At 64.3% G+C, this 20,359-nt stretch carries 24 protein-coding genes; 15 read left to right on the top strand and 9 right to left on the bottom strand.

All coding sequences use genetic code 11. The features are described from left to right. Positions 1-26: 26 nt before the first annotated feature. The 4 genes from MTR72_RS38920 to MTR72_RS38905 all read right to left on the bottom strand — a co-directional run bounded on the left by MTR72_RS38920 (position 27) and on the right by MTR72_RS38905 (position 4,179). A complete protein-coding gene (locus MTR72_RS38920; protein ID WP_280966608.1) occupies positions 27-887 on the bottom strand; it encodes a L,D-transpeptidase in 861 nt (286 codons plus the stop codon). A 395-nt stretch (positions 888-1,282) separates the two neighbouring features. Further along, a complete protein-coding gene (locus tag MTR72_RS38915) occupies positions 1,283-1,903 on the bottom strand; it encodes an NADPH-dependent F420 reductase (RefSeq protein WP_280966609.1) in 621 nt (206 codons plus the stop codon). 148 nt (positions 1,904-2,051) lie between these two features. Further along, entirely contained in the window at positions 2,052-2,840 is a 789-nt protein-coding gene (locus MTR72_RS38910; protein WP_280966610.1) for a helix-turn-helix transcriptional regulator, read from the bottom strand. A gap of 133 nt (positions 2,841-2,973) precedes the next feature. After that, complete coding sequence (locus MTR72_RS38905; protein ID WP_280966611.1) at positions 2,974-4,179, bottom strand: LLM class flavin-dependent oxidoreductase; 1,206 nt, start codon at positions 4,177-4,179, stop codon at positions 2,974-2,976. Positions 4,180-4,474: 295 nt separating this feature from the next. Between MTR72_RS38905 and napE the strand changes: the two genes are divergently transcribed. The 10 genes from napE (at position 4,475) to MTR72_RS38855 (ending at position 12,212) form a co-directional block, all read left to right on the top strand. Next, a complete protein-coding gene (gene napE / locus MTR72_RS38900; RefSeq protein WP_027553314.1) occupies positions 4,475-4,660 on the top strand; it encodes a periplasmic nitrate reductase, NapE protein in 186 nt (61 codons plus the stop codon). A gap of 25 nt (positions 4,661-4,685) precedes the next feature. Further along, entirely contained in the window at positions 4,686-5,000 is a 315-nt protein-coding gene (locus MTR72_RS38895) for a chaperone NapD (protein ID WP_280966612.1), read from the top strand. A 16-nt stretch (positions 5,001-5,016) separates the two neighbouring features. Further along, a complete protein-coding gene (gene napA, locus MTR72_RS38890) occupies positions 5,017-7,521 on the top strand; it encodes a nitrate reductase catalytic subunit NapA (protein WP_280966613.1) in 2,505 nt (834 codons plus the stop codon). Positions 7,522-7,523: 2 nt separating this feature from the next. Then, the gene (locus MTR72_RS38885) at positions 7,524-7,994 is read left to right on the top strand and encodes a nitrate reductase cytochrome c-type subunit (RefSeq protein WP_280966614.1); all 471 of its coding nucleotides are present in this window, start codon (positions 7,524-7,526) and stop codon (positions 7,992-7,994) included. Then, a complete protein-coding gene (locus MTR72_RS38880; RefSeq protein WP_280966615.1) occupies positions 7,991-8,644 on the top strand; it encodes a NapC/NirT family cytochrome c in 654 nt (217 codons plus the stop codon). The genes MTR72_RS38885 and MTR72_RS38880 overlap by 4 nt, the downstream gene beginning before the upstream one ends. A 102-nt stretch (positions 8,645-8,746) precedes the next feature. Next, positions 8,747-9,862 carry an ATP-dependent DNA helicase gene (locus tag MTR72_RS38875; RefSeq protein WP_280966616.1) on the top strand — a complete coding sequence of 372 codons (1,116 nt, stop codon included), beginning with the start codon at positions 8,747-8,749 and terminating at the stop codon, positions 9,860-9,862. A gap of 416 nt (positions 9,863-10,278) precedes the next feature. Then, positions 10,279-10,983: a peptide-methionine (S)-S-oxide reductase MsrA gene (gene msrA, locus MTR72_RS38870; protein ID WP_280966617.1), complete on the top strand. Its 705-nt coding sequence runs from the start codon at positions 10,279-10,281 to the stop codon at positions 10,981-10,983. Positions 10,984-11,013: 30 nt separating this feature from the next. Continuing rightward, positions 11,014-11,433 (top strand): peptide-methionine (R)-S-oxide reductase MsrB, encoded by a 420-nt coding sequence (msrB, locus tag MTR72_RS38865; RefSeq protein ID WP_280966618.1) that lies wholly within the window; start codon positions 11,014-11,016, stop codon positions 11,431-11,433. Positions 11,434-11,545: 112 nt separating this feature from the next. Then, positions 11,546-11,710 (top strand): DUF3309 family protein, encoded by a 165-nt coding sequence (locus MTR72_RS38860; protein WP_280966619.1) that lies wholly within the window; start codon positions 11,546-11,548, stop codon positions 11,708-11,710. Between the two features lie 214 nt (positions 11,711-11,924). Then, the gene (locus MTR72_RS38855; RefSeq protein WP_280966620.1) at positions 11,925-12,212 is read left to right on the top strand and encodes a hypothetical protein; all 288 of its coding nucleotides are present in this window, start codon (positions 11,925-11,927) and stop codon (positions 12,210-12,212) included. A 75-nt stretch (positions 12,213-12,287) separates the two neighbouring features. Here the strand turns inward: MTR72_RS38855 and MTR72_RS38850 are convergent, their stop codons facing one another. Together MTR72_RS38850 and MTR72_RS38845 are read right to left on the bottom strand one after the other, a co-directional pair. Continuing rightward, positions 12,288-12,830, bottom strand: coding sequence for a DUF4112 domain-containing protein (locus MTR72_RS38850; RefSeq protein WP_280966621.1), 543 nt, complete (start codon positions 12,828-12,830; stop codon positions 12,288-12,290). A 61-nt stretch (positions 12,831-12,891) separates the two neighbouring features. Continuing rightward, a complete protein-coding gene (locus MTR72_RS38845; RefSeq protein WP_280966622.1) occupies positions 12,892-13,317 on the bottom strand; it encodes a DUF5413 family protein in 426 nt (141 codons plus the stop codon). Between the two features lie 178 nt (positions 13,318-13,495). Between MTR72_RS38845 and MTR72_RS38840 the strand changes: the two genes are divergently transcribed. The 3 genes from MTR72_RS38840 to MTR72_RS38830 all read left to right on the top strand — a co-directional run bounded on the left by MTR72_RS38840 (position 13,496) and on the right by MTR72_RS38830 (position 14,542). Continuing rightward, complete coding sequence (locus tag MTR72_RS38840; RefSeq protein WP_280966623.1) at positions 13,496-13,738, top strand: hypothetical protein; 243 nt, start codon at positions 13,496-13,498, stop codon at positions 13,736-13,738. A gap of 37 nt (positions 13,739-13,775) precedes the next feature. Beyond that, positions 13,776-14,006, top strand: coding sequence for a hypothetical protein (locus MTR72_RS38835; RefSeq protein WP_280966624.1), 231 nt, complete (start codon positions 13,776-13,778; stop codon positions 14,004-14,006). Positions 14,007-14,266: 260 nt separating this feature from the next. Next, positions 14,267-14,542: a hypothetical protein gene (locus MTR72_RS38830; protein ID WP_341512242.1), complete on the top strand. Its 276-nt coding sequence runs from the start codon at positions 14,267-14,269 to the stop codon at positions 14,540-14,542. A gap of 274 nt (positions 14,543-14,816) precedes the next feature. Here the strand turns inward: MTR72_RS38830 and MTR72_RS38825 are convergent, their stop codons facing one another. Then, on the bottom strand, positions 14,817-16,415 hold the full coding sequence (locus tag MTR72_RS38825) for a hypothetical protein (protein ID WP_280966625.1): 1,599 nt from the start codon (positions 16,413-16,415) through the stop codon (positions 14,817-14,819). A gap of 37 nt (positions 16,416-16,452) precedes the next feature. Further along, positions 16,453-17,745 carry an adenylosuccinate synthase gene (locus MTR72_RS38820; RefSeq protein WP_280966626.1) on the bottom strand — a complete coding sequence of 431 codons (1,293 nt, stop codon included), beginning with the start codon at positions 17,743-17,745 and terminating at the stop codon, positions 16,453-16,455. Positions 17,746-18,118: 373 nt separating this feature from the next. Here MTR72_RS38820 and MTR72_RS38815 point away from each other — a divergent pair, with 373 nt between their 5' ends. Then, positions 18,119-19,051, top strand: a complete 933-nt coding sequence (locus MTR72_RS38815; protein WP_280966627.1) for a DMT family transporter — start codon at positions 18,119-18,121, stop codon at positions 19,049-19,051. Positions 19,052-19,059: 8 nt separating this feature from the next. On the opposite strand, the gene MTR72_RS38810 is transcribed toward MTR72_RS38815, so the two are convergent. Then, complete coding sequence (locus tag MTR72_RS38810; protein WP_280966628.1) at positions 19,060-19,464, bottom strand: hypothetical protein; 405 nt, start codon at positions 19,462-19,464, stop codon at positions 19,060-19,062. A 73-nt stretch (positions 19,465-19,537) separates the two neighbouring features. Between MTR72_RS38810 and MTR72_RS38805 the strand changes: the two genes are divergently transcribed. After that, positions 19,538-20,176, top strand: a complete 639-nt coding sequence (locus MTR72_RS38805; RefSeq protein ID WP_280966629.1) for a TetR/AcrR family transcriptional regulator — start codon at positions 19,538-19,540, stop codon at positions 20,174-20,176. Positions 20,177-20,359: the final 183 nt, after the last annotated feature.

Raw genomic sequence — 20,359 nt, 5'->3', positions numbered from 1 at the left:
CATAAGTCCGAGGACGGAGGGCTGAGTTACTGGGCCTCGGCGATCTTCGGTCCGGATGACAGCATCTGCGCGTTAGCCGCCAAGGGCCGCTTCGACGGCGATGCAGGGTCCGGCAACCGGAAAGCGGCGTCGGGCGGCGCTCCCTGGGACGGTCGACGGGCAGCGGCTGCCGGAAGCACGATCACTTTCGCTCCGACTTTCACCCGCTCATAAAGGTCTGTGACGTCCTCATTGGTCAGCCGGATACAGCCGGACGAAACCCGCTTCCCGATCGTATCGGGGTTGTTGGTGCCGTGAATTCGATATTCGGTCTCGCCGAGATACATCGCCCGAGCGCCGAGCGGGTTGGTGGGACCGCCTGCCATAAACCGCGGCAGATAAGGCTGACGCGAGACCATCTCCACAGGCGGATGCCAATCCGGCCATTCTGCTTTACGGGCCACAGTCTGCTCACCGGACCATGTGAAACCTTCGCGGCCAACACCGATGCCGTAACGCATCGCTTGCCTGTCGTTCAAAACGAAATAAAGGAATGTGTTTCCGGTATCGATGATCACGGTGCCCGGCGCCTGGTGGCTGGCGTAGTCAACCACCTGCCGGACAAATGCGCCGGGAACGCCAGCACCGGCTTTTGGCGGTTCGACCAGAGGCGCCGGGGCCGGAATGGGAGCCGGAACTGGCGCTGATGCACGAACTGGAGTTGACACGTAAACCGGAGTTGACGACGCCTGGGCTTGTAGCGCGGACGGTTTTCGGTTCGGTTGCACGCTCGGGCGAGCCAGCAAACTGTACCCCACGATGGCGACGGCCACGGCGCCAATTGCAACTCTCGCGGCCATTGGTATTGCGAGCGTCTCTGCCTTTCGACGTTTGGCCCGCTTACTCATGTCTTTCCCCAAGATCACTATGCCCGGAAGAGGTACCCAGCAAAATTTAAGAAACTTCGAAGCGATTTCGCTCAGACGGGAACCGTTAGCGGTGGTTAACGCCGAACTCTTGTTCGGCAACATAAAAATTGCGAGTACCGCTTGATATTGAGGTAGCGACGTGGACGACGCGCTTCTCCTCGCGGAACGCGTCGAGGTCCGAATCGCCCGGCGGAGCGAACACGCTCCGACCTTGACCCGCTCTCAGTCCGACAGCCGACATTCTGGGGCCTGAGACGGAAGACTGCTAAGGGCCAGAAGGGGACCTACCGATCAGTCCTGGCCGATCGTTTCCTCGCGATCGATTTGCCGAAATGACAGCTCGGGTCGCCATTTCGTCAGACCAGATCGGTTCTTCATCTTCGCAGCAGCGCGAACCCGATATTCGGTCCGAGCTGCTGCGTGTAAGCGAGGTTGATCCACAGCATTGCCAACGGCTCAAGGTAGCGACTCATGGCCAGTGGGCCGGTGTCGATCGGGTCGAAACCGAGGTCTGCGACAAGCGCCATGACGATCTGCTTGGCGGGCGTATCGTCGCCGGCGAGTGCCATCATCAGCTTTCCACCGGGATAGTTGCTGTCTGCCATGTTGCGGGAGCCCGTGGTGCTGAATGCTTTGACGACGCGCGCGCTCGGCGCAAGCCGCGCTACGGTCTCGCCGCCTGAATCGCCAAATCCGATCGCAAGCTCCCTTCCGGATTTGAGAGGATCGGTCGTGTCGATCAACACTTTGCCGGCGACGTCACCCAGCGATCTTATCGTCGCCTCGACGGCGGCCCAGGGGACCGCGAGCACAATCACATCGGTACTGGTTGCAGCATCGTTCAGGAGGACAACGCCAAAACCCTGCTCTCTTAGCTCTGCGGCTTTGTCGCCGGCCACGTCGCGCGTCGCGAACGTCACGCGATGGCCGGTCTTGAGCCATCCGCCCGCCAGCGCACGGCCTACATTGCCCGAACCGGCAATCGTGATGTGCATGGTGTGCTCCCGTGCGATTCTGCCGAACATATACTGTCGTGTGCGGGCAAGAGCTACATCGGCTTAGGGTCAAAAGGCGACGATCCTGGCCGGCGGGCTGCCTATCCGCTGTGCTTTCGGAAGGAGGTATCGCGGACTTAGAATCCCCTCAGTTCAGGCCATGAGGCCCAGCGAGCAGGCTCAGCACGATCGAGAATAGTTCGTTCTGCGAGGAGATGCCGAGCCGCTCATAGGCACGCTTGCGGTAGGTCAGGGTCGAGTGCAGGCTGATGCCCAGTCCTTGCGAGATCGCCTCGGAGCTGAAGCCGAGGAGGATGCGGCGGCAGACCTCCCGCTCCCGCGGCGTGAGGCTGGCGAGCGGCGCGCACGTCGCAAACAACGTGGCAAGGGCCTGGTCCGGCGTTGCCGTCGTGCCGTGCTGGAAATGGCGCGCCACGCTCGCGCCGATCGCCGGTGAGATGGTCTCAAGACGCGCGAGCTGCGCCGCGCTGAAGCGGCCCTGGGACGCGATGCGATAGAAATTGACATAGAAGCAGGTGTCGTCGACCCAGATCGCGGTCGCACATTTGTCGACGATCCCGGAATCGTTGAAAAAGATCTTGCGGTAACGCGCGCCATACATGCGCGGCGCAAAGGACGGCAGCACGATCGGCGCGCTTTCCTCGCCTTCGAACAGCGCATCGCGATTGGGATCGGATTCGTGGAACTGGCCGGCATAGGCCGCGCCGAGGTCGCCGCCGATCGGGATGTTGCCGGCATCGAGCAGGCAGCGCGCCGCGCCCGTGCGCGTCAGCGCAAACACCATGCAATGGCCGACCCCGGCCTGCCGGCGCAGCGTGTCGATGAGGATCCTTGGAAAATCGGGGCGGCCGATGGCGAGCACCGCCGGCGTAACATCGCCAGCCGCCGGATTTGCGGGCACCGCCTGAGACCGCATTGCTTTCCTCCGCCAAACATTCTTTTGGCTGAAGATACCAGCAAGGGCGGCGCATCGGAAGGCGTCGCCCTCACCTGCCGCGTGGGTCCCGGCGCTGCGCTGCTGAGCCGGGGCCCATGCCGCTAGACGCGCCCTACCCAGCCGCCACTTTCGCCGGCGCGACGTTGATGGCGAGCTTGCCGTAGCGGTCGGTGAAGGCCTCTGTGTCGATTTCCTCGAGCTTGATCGCGCCGCTCATCACGCCCTGCTTCCAAGTGGCTTGCTCCGGGTCGTTCTGGAACTCCGGCATCACCTCGCGGGCGAACAACTCGAGCGATTCGCAGATGTGCTCGTGGCTGTTCTTGCCGGCCTGGTTGAGCAGGATCACCTGGTCGATATGCGAGGTCTGGAAACGCTTGAGCTTCTTGCGGATCGTCTCGGGCGAGCCGATCAGGCCGCCGCGCAGCGCGGCCTCCTGCGCCTCCGGATTGTCGCGCTTCCACTTGTTGTACTCGTCCCACATGTTGACGGTGCCGGGCGCGGGACGTTGGCGGTTCTGTGAGGCACCATAGAAGCGCAGCGCGAACTGGAAGAAGGTGGCGCCATCGGCGCGGGCACGTGCCTCCTCGTCCGTCTTGGCGCACATGAAGAACGACACCAGCGCCATGTTCGGGTTGATCTCGTAGTCGGCAAGCTTGTGCAGCCGCTTGGTCATGGCGTTGTAATAGGCATGCACCCAGGCATGCGCGGCATCGGCGCTGACGAACTGGAAGCCCAGGGCGCCGAAGCCATGGCGGCCGGCGCGCTCGATGGTCGGCAGTTGCGAGCACGCCATCCACAGCGGCGGATGCGGCTTCTGCACCGGTTTGGGCACGACGTTGCGCAAGGGGATGTCGAAATACTTGCCGTGATGCTCGCTGCCGCCGTCCTTGAACATTGGGAAGATCGCGCGCACGGCCTCCTCGAACACCTCCTTCTTGGACTCCATGTCGCGGGCGAACGGCTCGAGCTCGGTGATGGATGCGCTCTCGCCCATGCCGAATTCGCAGCGGCCGTTCGAGAGCAGATCGAGCACCGCGACTCGCTCGGCGACGCGCGCGGGATGGTTGGTGGTGAGCTGGAGGATGCCATGACCGAGCCTGATCCTCTGCGTGCGCTGGCTGGCGGCGGCGAGGAAGGACTCCGGCGAGGGCGAGTGCGAATATTCCTCGAGGAAGTGATGTTCGACGACCCAGGCGTGGTCGTAGCCGAGGCTGTCGGCGAGTTCCATCTGCGAGAGTGCGTTCTGGTAGAGCCTGAGCTCGTCGCCCGCCACCCACGGCCGTGGCAGTTGCAGCTCGTAGAAGATGCCGAACTTCATGACGCAGCTCTCCCAAGATTATTTTTGTTGCCGGCATTCTAGAGAACGAGCGAGCGCTGTCCATGCCGGTGCAATTCCGCCGCACGGGACGCTCGCACTTGCTCAATTTGGTCTGACAACGTTCAATCCAGCCCAACAACTTTAAGTAAACGATTGGAACCGGCAACCACTTAGGTGGTGCAATCAGCCTTGATCCATGTCAAGGTTGGCAACGCTCGGCTTGCCTAATCTGAGACTCTGCAAGGTAACGGCCCGGATGCCGTCCAGATTCTCATCACTGCAAGAGAGACCGAATATGTCGGCCCCTGGCGACGACACGACTGGGCGTTTGCGCCGCCGGCGCATGGAAATCTTTGCGTTCCTGTTCCTGACCGCGGTCGTGATGCCCGTCCTCGCAGTGGGAACGGTCGGCTCCTACGGCCTCGCCGTCTGGATCTACCAGATGTTCGCAGGGCCTCCCGGCCCGCCGCCCCCGCATTGAATTCCCCAAGCGAAAGACAGGCATCATGGCCCACATGACCCTCAACCGCCGCGCATTGATCACCGGCCGGGTGCTCACTGCCGAGCGCATCGTGCCGCCGCCGGGCGGCGAGATTGCCAGCATTTTGGTGCAGGCGCGCCCCGACCACCTCGCCGAGCTCGAGGCCGAAATCACTGCGCTCCCCGGCTGCGAGATCCACGGCCGCGATGCGCGCGGCAAGCTTGTCGTGGTGACCGAAGCACCCGACGCCGGCAGCCTCGGCACAATCCTCAACACCATCCAATCGCTGCCGCACGTCTACTCCGCGGCACTCGTCTTTCACGCCATCGAAACGGTTTAAGGCCGGGAGAGCCATCATGACGTCGCCCAAGCTCGACCGCCGCCAGATGCTGAAGCTCGAGGCCGCCGCAATCGCGGCCGCCGCCGCAGGAATGCCGGCGCCAGCTCTCGCCGCCAATCTCGTCTCCGAGCGCGACGCATCCGAATTGAAATGGGATAAGGCCGCCTGCCGCTTCTGCGGCACCGGCTGCTCGGTGATGGTCGCGACCAAGGACAACCGCGTCGTCGCCACCCATGGCGACATCAAGGCCGAGGTCAGTCGCGGCCTCAACTGCGTCAAGGGCTACTTCCTCTCCAAGATCATGTACGGCCACGACCGGCTGACGCAGCCGATGCTGCGCAAGACGAACGGCAAGTACGACAAGAACGGCGACTTCACGCCCGTCTCGTGGGACGAAGCCTTCGACATCATGGCCGAGAAGTGGAAGGACACGCTGAAAAAGCGCGGCCCGAGCGGCGTCGGCATGTTCGGCTCCGGCCAGTGGACGATCTGGGAAGGCTACGCTGCCTCGAAACTCTACAAGGCCGGCTTCCGCAGCAACAACATCGATCCCAATGCGCGCCACTGCATGGCCTCGGCGGTCGCCGGCATGATGCGCACCTTCGGCATCGACGAGCCGGCCGGCTGCTATGACGACATCGAAGCCACCGACGCCTTCGTGCTGTGGGGCTCCAACATGGCGGAGATGCACCCGATCCTGTGGACGCGCGTGGCCGACCGCCGGCTGTCCGCGCCGCATGTCCGTGTCGCCGTGCTCTCGACCTTCGAGCACCGCTCGTTCGACCTCGCCGATATCGGCATGGTGTTCGTGCCGCAGACCGATCTCTACATCCTCAACGCGATCGCCAACCACATCATCAAGACCGGCCGCGTCAACAAGGACTTCGTCGCCGCGCATACCGTGTTCAGGCGTGGCCAGACCGACATCGGTTATGGCCTGCGGCCCGACCATCCGCTGCAGAAGAAGGCGACCGGTGCGGCCAAGGCCAACGACTCCACCGAGATGAGCTACGAGGAGTTCGCAAAATTCGTGTCGGACTACACGCTGGAGAAAGCGGCAAAGATGTCCGGCGTGCCGCTCAATCGCCTCGAGGCGCTCGCCGAGCTCTATGCCGATCCCAAGACCAAGGTGGTCTCGTTCTGGACGATGGGGTTCAACCAGCACACCCGCGGCGTCTGGTGCAACAACCTCGTCTACAACATCCATCTGTTGACCGGAAAGATCTCGTCGGCCGGCAACAGCCCGTTCTCGCTGACGGGCCAGCCCTCGGCCTGCGGCACCGCGCGCGAGGTCGGCACCTTCTCGCACCGCCTGCCGGCCGACATGGTCGTCACCAACAAGGAGCACCGCGACAAGGCGGAGCACATCTGGAAGCTGCCCGAGGGCACCATTCCCGACAAGCCCGGCTATCACGCCGTGCTGCAAAGCCGGATGCTGCGCGACGGTCTGCTCAACGCCTATTGGGTACAGGTCAACAACAACCTGCAGGCAGGTCCCAACATCAACGAGGAGACCTATCCTGGCTTCCGCAACCCCGACAACTTCATCGTGGTCTCGGATGCCTATCCGACGGTGACGGCGCTCGCCGCCGACCTCATCCTGCCGACCGCGATGTGGGTGGAGAAGGAAGGCGCCTATGGCAATGCCGAGCGACGCACCCAGTTCTGGCACCAGCTCGTCACGGCACCGGGCGAATCCAAATCCGATCTCTGGCAGCTCATGGAGTTCTCCAAGCGCTTCAAGATCGAGGAGGTGTGGCCCGAGGAGCTGATCGTCAAGAAGCCGGACTATCGCGGCAAGACGCTGTTCGACGTGCTGTACAGGAACGGGCAAGTCGACAAATTTCCGACCTCCGAGATCGAGGAAGGCTACGCCAACGACGAATCCAAAGCGTTCGGCTTCTACGTGCAGAAAGGCCTGTTCGAGGAATACGCCTCCTTCGGCCGCGGCCACGGCCACGACCTCGCGCCGTTCGAGAGCTATCACCGCGAGCGCGGCCTGCGCTGGCCGGTGGTCAACGGCCAGGAGACGAAGTGGCGCTTCCGCGAGGGCAGCGATCCCTACGTCAAGCAGGGCACCGACGTGCAGTTCTACGGCTACCCGGACGGCAAGGCGCGCATCTTCGCGCTTCCTTTCGAGCCCGCGGCGGAATCGCCTGATAACGACTATCCCTACTGGCTCTCGACCGGCCGCGTGCTGGAGCACTGGCACTCCGGCACCATGACGCGCCGCGTGCCCGAGCTCTACAAGGCGTTCCCCGAAGCCGTGTGCTTCATGCATCCCGACGACGCCCAGGACGCAAAACTCCGCCGCGGCGACGAGGTGAAGGTGGTCTCGCGCCGCGGCTATATCCGAGCCCGCGTCGAGACCCGGGGCCGCGACCGGCCGCCGCGCGGATTGGTGTTCGTGCCGTGGTTCGACGAGTCCAAGCTGATCAACAAGGTGACGCTGGACGCCACTGATCCGATCTCGCTGCAAACCGATTTCAAGAAATGCGCCGTGCGCATCGAGCGGGTGTGACCATGCTGAAGCGAAGTGGAATTGTCCTGCTGGCGCTCGCGATTGCCGCGGGCGCAAGCGCGCTGACCGCGCAGACGGTGACCTCCGGCCTGCGCGGCCCTGCACCGCTCAACGACGAGGGTCCGGCGCCGCCGATGCTGCCGAACCGCAACACGTCCGAGAAGGAGGCGCGCAACTATCCGGAGCAGCCGCCGGTGATCCCGCACTCGATCGACGGCTACCAGATCGACCTCAACAGCAATAAATGCCTGTCCTGCCATGCACGCTCGCGCACGTCGGAGTCGCAGGCGCCGATGGTCTCCATCACGCACTTCATGGATCGCGACGGCCAGTTCCTCGCCTCGATCTCGCCGCGGCGCTTCTTCTGCACGGAGTGTCATGTGCCGCAGAACACTGCCACTCCGCCCGTCAGCAACGACTTCGTCGACATCGACACGCTGCTGTCGCGCGCAAGCCCCGGTGGCCGTCGATGACAACGGCCGCCGACGAACCCAATGCAAAGCCGGAGGCAAAGCGGAGCTTCCTCGCGCGGAGCTGGGATTTTGCGCTCGAACTCTGGCAGGTGCTGATCCGGCCGAGCTCGGTGTTCGGGCTCGGCGTGCTCGTGCTCGCCGGCTTCGCGGCGGGCGTGATCTTCTGGGGCGGCTTCAACACCGCGCTCGAATTGACCAACACCGAAAAATTCTGCACGAGCTGCCATGAGATGCGCGACAACGTCTTCGCCGAGCTGAAGTCGACCATCCACTTCACCAACCGCTCCGGCGTGCGCGCGACCTGCCCGGACTGCCACGTCCCGCATAACTGGACCGACAAGATCGCGCGCAAGATGCAGGCCTCCAAGGAGGTCTGGGGCAAGATTTTCGGTACGATCGACACCCGTGAGAAGTTCCTGGACCACCGGCTCGAGCTCGCGGCGCATGAATGGGCGCGCTTCAAGGCCAACGACTCCCTGGAGTGCCGCAACTGCCACAGCGCCGATTCCATGGACATCACGAAGCAATCGCCGCGGGCTTCGGTCGCGCACCAGCGCTTCCTGTTCACGGGCGAGAAGACCTGCATCGACTGCCACAAGGGCATCGCCCATCACCTGCCGGACATGCGCGGCGTTCCCGGCTGGCAGTAAGGTCCGCCGGAAGCAGGATTTGCGCCGCTTGAACCGGCGGTGCGAATGGTTAGTTTTGAGGGATCGCGAATCGCTTCGATTTCGCCCTCCTTCAAGACAAAAATGGCGACTTTCACCCCGCATCAGGATGCCGCGCTAAAAGCCGTTGGCGATTGGCTCAAGGCCAAGCCCGGCCGAGGCGGCACGCCGCCGATCTTCCGCCTGTTCGGCTTTGCCGGCACCGGCAAGACCACGCTGGCGCGGCACATTGCCGACGGCGTCGACGGCGAGGTGAAGTTCGCCGCCTTCACCGGCAAGGCCGCGCTGGTCATGCGCAACAAGGGCTGCGACAACGCCTCGACCATTCACTCGCTGATCTACCGCGCCCGCGAATCCGGCGAAGAGCAGCCGAGCTTCGAACTCTGGGACGACGCGCCCGCATCCAAGGCCAAGCTGATCGTGATCGACGAATGCTCGATGGTCGATGCCGAGCTCGGGCGCGACCTGATGTCGTTCGACTGCCCGCTGCTGGTGTTAGGTGATCCCGCGCAGCTTCCACCGATCCAGGGCGGCGGCTTCTTCACCAACACCGAGCCCGACGCAATGCTGACCGAGGTGCACCGCCAGGCTCAGGACGATCCGATCGTGCGGATGTCAATGGACGTTCGCGAGGGCCGCGAGCTCGAAATCGGCCGCCATGGCGAGAGCGAGGTGGTGTCGCGGAAAGAACTCGATCCCGACCGCGTCATGAGCGCCGACCAGATCCTGGTCGGCCGCAACAACACCCGCCGCGCCTACAACATGCGGGTGCGGCAGCGGCAGAACATCGAGGACCAGTTTCCCGTTGCCGGCGACAAGCTGGTGTGCCTGCGCAACAACCGCAAGAAGGGCTTGTTCAACGGCGGCCTGTGGCGCGTAAAGTCGCGCAATACCTCGCGCTCCAAATCGCGCATCCTCAGCATGCGGTTGTCGCCGGACGAAGACTTTGGACACAAGGTGACGAAGGTCTCCGTACGCGCCGACTGCTTCGAAGGCGGCATCGAGCAGATCGCCTGGGAGCAGCGCAAGCCCTATGACGAGTTCGACTACGGCTACGTGCTGACCGTGCACAAGTCGCAGGGCTCGCAATGGGACGACGTCGTGCTGTTCGACGAGAGCTTTGCGTTTCAAGACAGCCGGGCGCGATGGCTGTACACGGGCATCACGCGCGCGGCGAAGCGGTTGAGCGTGGTGGTGTGACGCTGCCGTAGGGTGGGCAAAGGCGCGAAGCGCCGTGCCCACCGTCCATCCAATGTGCCAACACATGGCGGGCACGCTTCGCTTTGCCCACCCTCCGGCTGCGGCGCTTGCGGCAAGGTCGCAGTCTCAAACTGGACAAGCGAAGCGCAGATCCAGGAACCATAACCAGGAGATTAGGTTTGGCGAAGACTCGGGGTTATCAGCTCGCGCCGCAACTTCTCCTGGGGTTATGGGCCTTCGCCGGGACGACACCGGATGTGGGCTCCTATCCGGCCGATTTCACGGACTCGTGTCCGCACTGATGTAACAAGCGTCCGGCCTGCCCGTATCTTCGGTGATTGAAAACGCCGCCGGGCCGGCTGTTCGCCCGACGTCAACGGTCCTAGACTGTCAGACCTTCCGCAAGAGGATATGCCATGCGCCGACCCGCACTCCTGTCCCTGCTCGCCGCCACCACCGCATTGACGCTGGCCTTTGCCATGCCGTCGAGGGCCGCGGAAGACGCGGTCGTGATCCCCGCCCCCACCGTGGATGCAACATCCGCGAGCGGCATCCAGACCGCCGTTGTCGCCGGCGGCTGCTTCTGGGGCGTGCAGGGCGTGTTCCAGCACACCGCGGGTGTCGTCAACGCCGTCTCCGGCTATGCCGGCGGCACCAAGGCGACCGCCGACTACCAGACCGTCTCGACCGGCACGACTGGGCACGCCGAGTCAGTCGAGATCAAGTACGACCCGAAGAAGATCTCCTATGGCAAGATCCTCCAGATCTACTTCTCGGTGGTGCACGACCCGACCCAGCTCAACCGCCAGGGCCCCGATGTCGGCACGCAGTATCGCTCGGCGATCTTCACGACCTCCGACGAGCAGAAGAAGGTCGCGGAGGCCTATATCGCCCAGCTCAACGACGCCAAGGTGTTCAGGAAACCGATCGTCACCAAGGTCGGCGCGCTGGAGGCGTTCTATCCGGCGGAAGCCTATCACCAGGACTATCTGACCCTGCACCCGCACCAGCCCTACATCGCCTATAACGACATCCCGAAGGTCGAGAACCTGAAAAAGCTGTTCGCGGATAACTATATCGAGAAGCCGACGCTGGTGAATTCCAGCAAGGCCACCAACTGATCGTCACTCACGTAAGTCAACGGGAGAGCCATGCCCGACGCCAAGACGAAAGCCACAGAAGACAAGGTCATCAAGAGCGAGGAGCAGTGGCGGCGCGAATTGTCGCCGATGCAGTACGCCGTACTGCGCGAAAAGGCGACCGAGCGTCCCTTCTCGGGCGAATATGAGCACGAGCATCGTCCCGGCACCTACGTCTGCGCCGGCTGCGGCAACGTGCTGTTCGAATCCGATGCCAAGTTCGATTCCGGCTGCGGCTGGCCGAGCTTCACCCAGCCCGCGGTCGAGAGCCATATCGACGAGGAGCGGGATACGAGCCACGGGATGATCCGCACCGAAGTGCTGTGCTCCAAGTGCGCCGGCCATCTCGGCCACGTCTTCCCCGACGGTCCGGGACCGACGGGGCTGCGCTACTGCATCAACTCCGCGGCGCTGAAGCTCAAGCCGCGATGAGGTCTCGCCCCGCCATTGGCGGTTCCGCGATGGAACCCGATGGCGGGATGTGCTTTTCTCTCCTGGCGGTGCGGCCGATTAGCGCAGCCCGGCGGCCGCCAGGGAGGATGCCATGACGCTTGGGACCATCCTGATCATCCTTGTGATCATCTATCTCGTCGGCGGCCTGTGGGGCCGGATCGGCGGCTATGGCTATGGCATGGGCCATTCCGGCATGGGGATTGGCGGCCTCGTGCTGGTGGTGCTGGTCGTGCTGCTGCTTCTTGGCAAAATTTAATCCAAGCAAGCCATTGATATTGTTATATTTATTTTGGATGCGGAGCTGGCATGCGCAGATTCATCATCTCCGTTCGCAGGGGTCGCAATTCTGTCAAATCGGCCTATATTAGAGAACGAGAATGACATGCACGGCGGGCTCGCCCGATTGCGGCCTTCGCCCTCTCAAACCCCACGCGCTTAAAGCCCCAGAGAAGATCACGAGGTCTTTGACCATGCGTCCAATGCGTCCGTTCAACTTCAACACCTCCGCCGAGCTGTTTCCTGCCGCGATCCGCAAGAAGAAGCGTGCAGGCTTCACCTATCGGCGCTTCGGCACCGCGGCGGAAGCCGTGCGCTTTGCGATCGAGGAGTTGCCGACGGATTCGTTGAACGGCGCCTATCTCCAGGTCGAGGAAGCCCGGTTCGACCAGAATGGCATCCGCTCGCTCTATGAGAGCGAGGCCTTCCCTCTGCCGCGCCGTCGCAAGTCGGCAGCAAACGCCGACGCCGACGCGGCGTAAGTTTCTTCGCAAGCCTCCGATGTGCGCTCAAAGCGCGATGGCCGAAAGGTCGTCGCGCTTTTTGTGTTTTGAGCCTCACATCCGAGGCTGCTTGTCGAGCCAGCGGCGCAACAGGCGCACGTTGCGCATGTTGGCGCGGAACATGACGTCGAAGGCGTCGCCCGCGAACGGGACCATGCCGACCACGCCGTCGACCGCGACATTGCCGAGCATGCGCGCGGTGATGTACCAGGGCGCGCCCAGCGCACGCGCCTCGCGCACCAGCCACAGCGAGATCGCGGTGGTGATGATATCGCCGACAACGGGGATCAGCCCGATCAGGCCGTCGATGCCATAGCGGATGTTGGTGCCGGGCAGAATGAAGGCGATGTCGAGCAGCTTTGCGATCGCCTCGAGCCGCGCCAGCCGCTGCTCCCGCGTCAGATTGCCGAACGGGTTGGCTTGACCGAATTCGAAGCGAAACTCGCGAAAGCCCTGCTCCAGAGTTTCGGGCCGGATCTCATGCCCCTCCTCGTCGATGATCGGCCCGCGCGCCTCGGCGCCTGAGAAAGTCGCGCGCGAGGTGCGCCCCGGCCGGGGACCGCGCCTTACAAGACTATCATCGTCGGACATGGTCATCGCCTGATGGAAACGCGCTCGTGCGGCCAGGGTTGCGGCGGCGCGTCCAAGGGCCGCGCGCTCAGGTTGGCGCCGCCGCCGGCTGCGGCTCTTCGACGAATCTGTGCACGAGCCAGGACGACACCGCCGCCGGCACGAAGCCGACCAGGCCGTACAGGACGAACTGCACGGCGCCCGAGTCCGGTCCGCGCGAGCTGTAAGTCAGCGAGGCCAGGATGAAGGCGAACAGGCCGACCAGCAGAATGCGCAGCACCGGACCGATCCGCCTGACGTGGATCAGGATGTCGTCCACCGCGCCGATCATCAGCGACGGCAGGAAGCCGAACAGGTAGCTGTATTGCAGGGTCTTGAAGAACACCACGAACAGCTTGCCGATCTCGCCGAGACTGGTCTGCGCCCAGTAGCCGGACTGATAGGTCGTCGTCAGCAAGAGCAGGAACCCGCCCAGGAACGGACCGACGAGCGCAAAGATCACATAGCGTTTCATCAAATACCCCTCACTCTGCGCACTTTATAACAGCGGGGCGGCGAACTTGGATAGCGGGGGTTGCAAGATGCGCCTCGCGCCCGCCGGCCCCGCACTCCGGCAAGGGGGAACAACTGGCAAGCGGACGAGTTCTGACAGGACCTGAAATTCGCGCCTCCTGGCAGATTGGGACCCGCCGATGCCCCGGAAACTCCTCCTGACGATGATTGCGATGATGGCCTCGAGCGGCTTGTCGAGCGCGCCGGCGCTCGCGCAAGGTCATGCCGGGACGCCGCAGGAGCAAAACGCCTGCTCGCGTGATGCCTCGCGTCTCTGCCGCAAGGACCTCGGCAATGACAATGCGGTGCAGAGCTGCCTGCAGGCCAACCGGAGCAGGCTGTCGAGGTCTTGCCGCAAGGTGTTCGAGAGCCACGGCATGTGAGGATACGGCCCTCCCCCGAAGATCGGAGACTTCAGCCATGCTGCGCGACGAAGAGCTTTCGATCCTGCGGGACATTAGTCAGTCCGTCGCCTTTGCCGACGATAGGCACGGCAAGATCGGACAATTGATCGCCGACGGCTATGTGATGAAGGACGGCGATCTGTTCGAGCTTACCGCGAAGGGCGTTACTGCGATCGAAGAACACGCCGCGGCGCTCGCGGAGAACGAAGCGGAGCAAGCATCCGCGCCATCCTATCGCCTCGTCTGACGCCGCACGCCGCGTTCTGCGTGACGAACGCGCAACAATTGCGAATTCCTTTTCATCCGCCATTGCAGCTTCGTGACAATCGCGCATACTTCGCTCGGGCGGCGCAGCACTTTCGATTCGAACACCAGAAGTAATCGAGCGACCACATGCCAGGACAGGTTTCCCGGCGTGACGGCTGTGACGTGCGGCAGAGCAAACCGCGTGCGGCGCCCCAAAAACAAAGCAATCAACGCCTTGCGGAACTTGGGGACGCATCAGCCATGACACGCTACCAATCGATTGCCACGCTCGTGGCCTTCGCCACCACTGCCATCGCATTCCAGACCTCACCCGGTCTCGCCTTCTCACCCGAAGCGCAACAGATGTGTTCGGGCGATGCCATGCGGCTTTGTTCCAGCGAGATTCCCGACATCCCGCGGATCACCGCCTGCATGGTGAGGAACAAGGCGCATGTCAGCCCAGGCTGCCGCGCCGTGATGGACCGCGAGCACGCCGCCGCCGCGGCCGCACGCAAGCGGGAAGCCGCGGCGCAATAAGACCCGATCGATTTCGATTGGATCGCCGCTAACGAGGGTGGCTCGCCTTACCCTTACCTCTCCCGTCGGGAGAGGTCGGATCGCATCGAAAGATGCGATCCGGGTGAGAGGTTGAGGTCTCACTGAGCGCTGCGGCCCCTCGCCCGGATTGCACTGGACGATGCTTCGCATCGCCATGCGCGATCCGACCTCTCCCCCGCTGGGGAGAGGTGAAGACCGACCTACGCTGCGGCTGAGATTTAATCCAACCACGCCTTGATTCAGGCGCGACTTGCTACTCGCCCCATTGCGCGAACGCGTCGTTGAAGGCGCGCTCGCCCGGGGCGCCCTTCTCGATCGCGATGATGGCGCGGCGCTGGTTGGCATAGACCAGCGGCACGTCGAACCAGGAGCGTTCCTTCAGGAGCTGGATGTTGCGCGTGCGGTCGGCATCGACATTGGAGAGGCCGACTAGGAAGAAGCCGTCGGTGACCTTGACCGCCAGCCCTGCGAGCGGGGTGCCGCGCGCCTGCTCGTTCGACTTCATCAGGATGCCGGGAACGTTGGAGACGCTGCCACCGGGGAAATCCTGCGGCAGGATGAAGGTCAGTTCCGCGGTGTGGCTCGCCGGCAGCGACGAATCGGTGTTGCGGCGGAACGACATCGTCATCTTGAACTTGCGATCGGGAATTTCGATGTCGGCGCGCACGGCGACATCGGCCTTCTGGTTGCCGGACGCCTTGATCGGCTCGAGCCGCCACACCACCGAGCCGACATATTGCTTACCCTTGGGATCGGACGGATCCTCGTCATAGAGCACAACCTTCTGCGCCACCGGCGCGACCGGCTGGTCGCTCGCCGACGGCTGGCCGACGCGATCCGGGATCTTCGGCTTGCTCTGCGGCTGGGAGGTATCCTTCGGCGCCTCCACGACCTGGGTGGGCGACGACTTGAACAGCCCGCTCGCGATCTGGACCAGCGGCTTGCCCCAGAGGATGCCGGCGCCGACCAGGATCAGCACGATGCCGACGGCGATCGCGCTCTTGAACGGGAAGGCCGAGCGGGAGCGGACGCGCTTCTTGACGTCGCGATCGGGCGCGACGCGCGAGCGCGACGACGGCGGCTGCGGCGCGTAGCGCTCGGCCTCCTCGAGCGATTCATCGTAGGAATAAGGCGCGTCCTGCTCGCCGGCGCGGTTCTCCAGGCTCGGTTCGAGCCGGTCGAATTCCGGCGAGGGCGAGGGCACGTTGGCGTAGGTGCGGCGCGCGGCACGGTTGGCCTGCGCGGCGGCGCCGCCGAGATCGTTGACATCAGCGGTGATGTCGCGGAAGCCGCGCACGCCCGGCGACTGCGGCGGCGGCGGCCCGGCTTCCGGCCCGCGGCGTGCGGCACGGTCACGCGGAGCCTCCGGCATTGGCGACGGCGGACCCGGCTGGCGCGGCGCGTCGAAACGCGGGGCGCGCGCGTGACGCTGGGTGTCGCGGTCGTCCTGATCATCGCCGCCGAGTGGCGGGCGATCGTTGCGCGGCGGCGGCACCGCCGGACGGGCGCGCGGCGGGCCAGCCGGTGAAGCCGCGGGCGGATTGCCCTCGGCGGTGCGGGCACTGGCCCGGCGGAAGGCATCGCCGCTGCCGCCACGCCCACCGCTGGCGCCGCCAGGGCGGGACGCTTCGCGCGCGCGCTGGGCAGCCTCTGATTCGACCTTGCGCACGGCCTCTTCGAGCGACAGCCGTTCGCGGGTGATCTCCGATTCGGACAGCGGCGGCTGCACGCTGCGGAGCTGGGCGATCAAGGCCGTGCGCGCCCGCTCATAGAGCGCACGACGGCTTTCGCCGGGAGCGTTGGGGTCCAGGGCGGCAATAGCGCGGGCGATCAGCGGATAGTAATCAGCCATTTCAACTCAACTATACGCACGTCCCGGTAAGATATCGTTAAGCCTCAAACGGATTTTGCACCAGGATAGTATCTTCGCGTTCGGGGCTCGTGGAAAGCAGCGCGACCGGGCATCCCACCAATTCCTCGATCCGGCGGACATATTTAATGGCCTGGGCCGGCAGGTCCGCCCACGACCGTGCATTGGCGGTCGGCTCTTTCCAGCCTTCGATCGTCTCGTAGATCGGCTCGACCCGGGCCTGGGCGCCCTCGCCGGCCGGGAAATGGTCGATCTCCTTGCCGTCGAGGCGATAGCCGGTGCAGACCTCGATCGTGTCGAAGCCGTCCAGAATGTCGAGCTTGGTCAGCGCCAAACCGTTGATGCCGCAGGTGCGGACGGCCTGGCGGACCAGCACGGCGTCGAACCAGCCGCAACGGCGCGGACGGCCGGTATTGGTGCCGAACTCGCGGCCGCGCTCGCCGATCCTGCGGCCGGTCTCGTTGTCCTGCTCGGTCGGGAACGGGCCCTGGCCGACCCGGGTGGTGTAGGCCTTGCACAGACCCAGGACATAGCCGACCGCGCCGGGCCCGAGGCCGGCGCCGGTCGCGGCCTGCGCCGCCACCGTGTTGGACGAGGTCACGTAAGGATAGGTGCCGTGATCGACGTCGAGCAGGGCTCCCTGCGCCCCCTCGAACAGCATGCGCTTGCCCTCGCGCCGCTTGATGTCGAGCAGCCGCCACACCGTCTCGGCATAGGGCAGAAGCTGCGGCGCCAGCGCGCTGAGCTCGCGCAGGATCTCCTTGCCGTCGAACTCCGGCAGATTGAGGCCGCGGCGCAGCGCATTATGGTGCGCCAGCAGGCGGTCGATCTTGTGCGGGAGCGTGTCGAGGTCGGCGAGGTCCATCAGGCGGATGGCGCGGCGGCCGACCTTGTCCTCATAGGCGGGGCCGATGCCGCGGCGGGTGGTGCCGATCGCGGTGGCCACGTTGGCGGATTCGCGATGCGCGTCGAGCTCGCGGTGCAGCGGCAGGATCAGGGTCACGTTCTCGGCGATGCGCAGATTGTCCGGAGAGACCGCGACACCCTGGGCCCGGAGCTTGGTCACCTCGTCGAGGAAGGCCTGCGCGTCGAACACGACGCCGTTGCCGATCACCGACAGCTTGTGCTCGCGCAGCACGCCCGAGGGCAGCAGCGCGAGCTTGTAGGTCACGCCGTTGATGACCAGCGTATGGCCGGCGTTATGGCCGCCCTGGAAGCGGACGACGATGTCGGCCTGCTCAGACAACCAATCGACGATCTTGCCTTTTCCTTCGTCGCCCCACTGGGCGCCGACGACGACAACATTGGCCATTCGCGGGTAATCCCTTTGAAGATTTTAGATGCGCCCAGCCCAATCCACGGCCGGGGCCGCTCGCACGCGAGGCAGCCAACCGGATAAAGGAAGCAGCCTCTCTAAGCAAGCAAGAAGGCGGCTTTTTCGAGATCCTAAACGCTATTTAAGCCTTTGATATCCCCGGAAAATCCGGAGGCCCTCCGGAGCCTCCCGCCGACCCCGACCAAAGCGCTAGATGCAGCATCTACCGCTGCATGGTCGCGATGCATCCCGCCCCCATTGATGCAACCTCGATTTCCGTGTCTTTGGACGGAGCCGGGGTTGCGAACCGGCCCGGACAGCGCCGGGCCGGCGGCCCCGGCGCCATCCACGCGGGGCCATAACAATCGCAATGTCCGCCACCGGCCAGACCACGGGCACTGAGGCGTCCGGTCACAACTGGATCGCCAACCAGCCTTATCTCCTCCTCAGCATCACCGCGCTGTGCTGGGCCGGCAATGCCATCGTCGGGCGGCTCGCGGCCGGCCATATCCCGCCGGTGACGCTGTCGTTCCTGCGCTGGTCTTTCGCCTTCCTGCTGGTGCTGCCGTTCGCCTGGAAGCATCTCGTTCAGGACTGGCCCGCGATCCGGAGCAAGCTCGGGCTGATGATCGTGCTGTCGATCACCGGCATCGGCGCCTTCAACACGCTGCAATATTGGGCGCTGGAGCACACCCAGGCGCTCAACACGCTGCTGTTGCAATCGGCCGCACCGCTGGTCGTGGCGCTGTGGTCGCTGATCATCCTCGGCATCCGCCTCACCGCCGCACAGGCCTTCGGCGTGCTGCTCTCGATGTGCGGCGTGCTGATGATCCTGCTGCACGGCGACTTCACCACGCTGTCGAACGTCGAGTTCAACAAGGGCGATCTGATCTTCATCGTCGCGCTGATCTTCTTCGCGCTCTATTCGGTGCTGACGCTGAAGCGGCCGGCGATGCACGGACTGTCGTTCCTCGCCTTCACCTTCGGCGCCGGTGCCGCCTGCCTGGTGCCGCTGGAGATCTGGGAGCTGTTCGCACGTCCCGTGATGAAGCTCGACGGACCGAACCTGCTGACGCTGTTCTACGTCGCCGTCTTTCCCTCGACGCTCGCTTATCTCTGCTTCAACCGCGGGGTACGCCTGATCGGGGCCAACCGCGCTGCCCCGTTCTTCCACGTGGTGCCGGTGTTCGGCTCGATCATGGCGATGGCGTTCCTCGGCGAACGCCCGCAGACCTTCCACTTCATCGGCTTCGCGCTGGTGCTGTCCGGCGTGTTCGTAGCTTCGCGCAAGCAGGCCACTTAAGACCGCTTTCAGATATAGCGCGCGGCGCCCATGCAGAGCGCGGTGATGCCGAGCAGCCCCGCCGCCACGCGCTGTGCGGTCGCGATGCGCGCACGCATAGCCGCTGGATCGCCGGCGCCGCGGCGCAAGGTTAGGACCGCGCGGGGGCCGATCGCCGCCTGCACGCCGACCGCGATCAGCGCACAAGCCGAGCCAAGCGCGAGCACCTGCTCGGTCGTGCCGAAGTTGCCGGCGTGAACGAGGTGGCCAAGATAGCCGCCGGTCAAAATCGCAATCATCGCCGCACCGAGTTGCGGAAAGACGAGCTGCTCGCCGGCGGCGCCGCCGATGCGCGCCAGCGCAAAGCTTGATCCGGCCCAGAACACGGACGACAAGACATGAAGCGACAGAGCGATCACGAGGGCAGTCTGCATGGCAAGCTCCAAACCGGCTTCTAAATTGGATTTACAATATGTATAGTCAATGCGTCAAGATGAAGGCAGGGCAATGCCGAAACGCAGCTATGTGAGCCCGGCACGAGCGTCGGCGGCGGCGGAGACGCGCGAGCGCATCATCGCGGCCGGCGCACGGCTGTTGCGGAAGGATGCCAGCATCGCGAACTTCTCGCTCGACGTGGTCGCGAAGGAGGCCGGTGTCACGCGGCTGACCGTCTACAACCAGTTCGGGTCGCGTCGCGGACTGCTAGAGGCCGTGTTCGACGACATCGCACGCCAGGGCGGGCTGTTCGAGCTCGCTGAGGTGATGACGATGGCGGACCCGCGGAACGCGCTCGACCGCATCGTCACGATCTTCTGCACCTTCTGGGCTCACGACCCCGCCATCGGCGGGCTGAATCAAGCGATCGCGACCGATCCCGAGTTCGGCGCGGCCCTGGTCGCGCGCAACGAGCGCCGGCGGGAGCTGCTGACCGGGCTTGTCACGCGCATCACGGAGAAACGCGCGGTCAAGCGAGCCGTGCAGGACGCGGTCGACCTGATCTTCGTGCTGACGAGCTATCCAACTTTTGCGGCGCTGAGCCCGCAGCGCTCGACCGCGGAGGTCTGCCGCTTGTTGCAGACGGCGTGCCACGCGGCCATCGACGCGTTGACGCCGGAGGCGCGTGGAGGTGCGGAGCGGAGGAAGTAAGAGTCACCACGACGGCGCCTTCCTCTTCCTTCTCCCTTCTTTAAGGTGGCGCGAACGAAGTTCGCGCGGGGAAGCGATGGCAGCGATCAACAAACGATTTCCTTGTTAAATCAATTACTTGCCAGACATGATCGCGCAGGACGTCGGATAGCGACCTAAGCCGCTTTGCGACGTTTCTGTTAA

Source organism: Bradyrhizobium sp. ISRA442, assembly GCF_038085055.1.
Taxonomy (GTDB): Bacteria; Pseudomonadota; Alphaproteobacteria; order Rhizobiales; family Xanthobacteraceae; genus Bradyrhizobium.
This window is presented reverse-complemented; position numbering and strand designations above follow the sequence as displayed.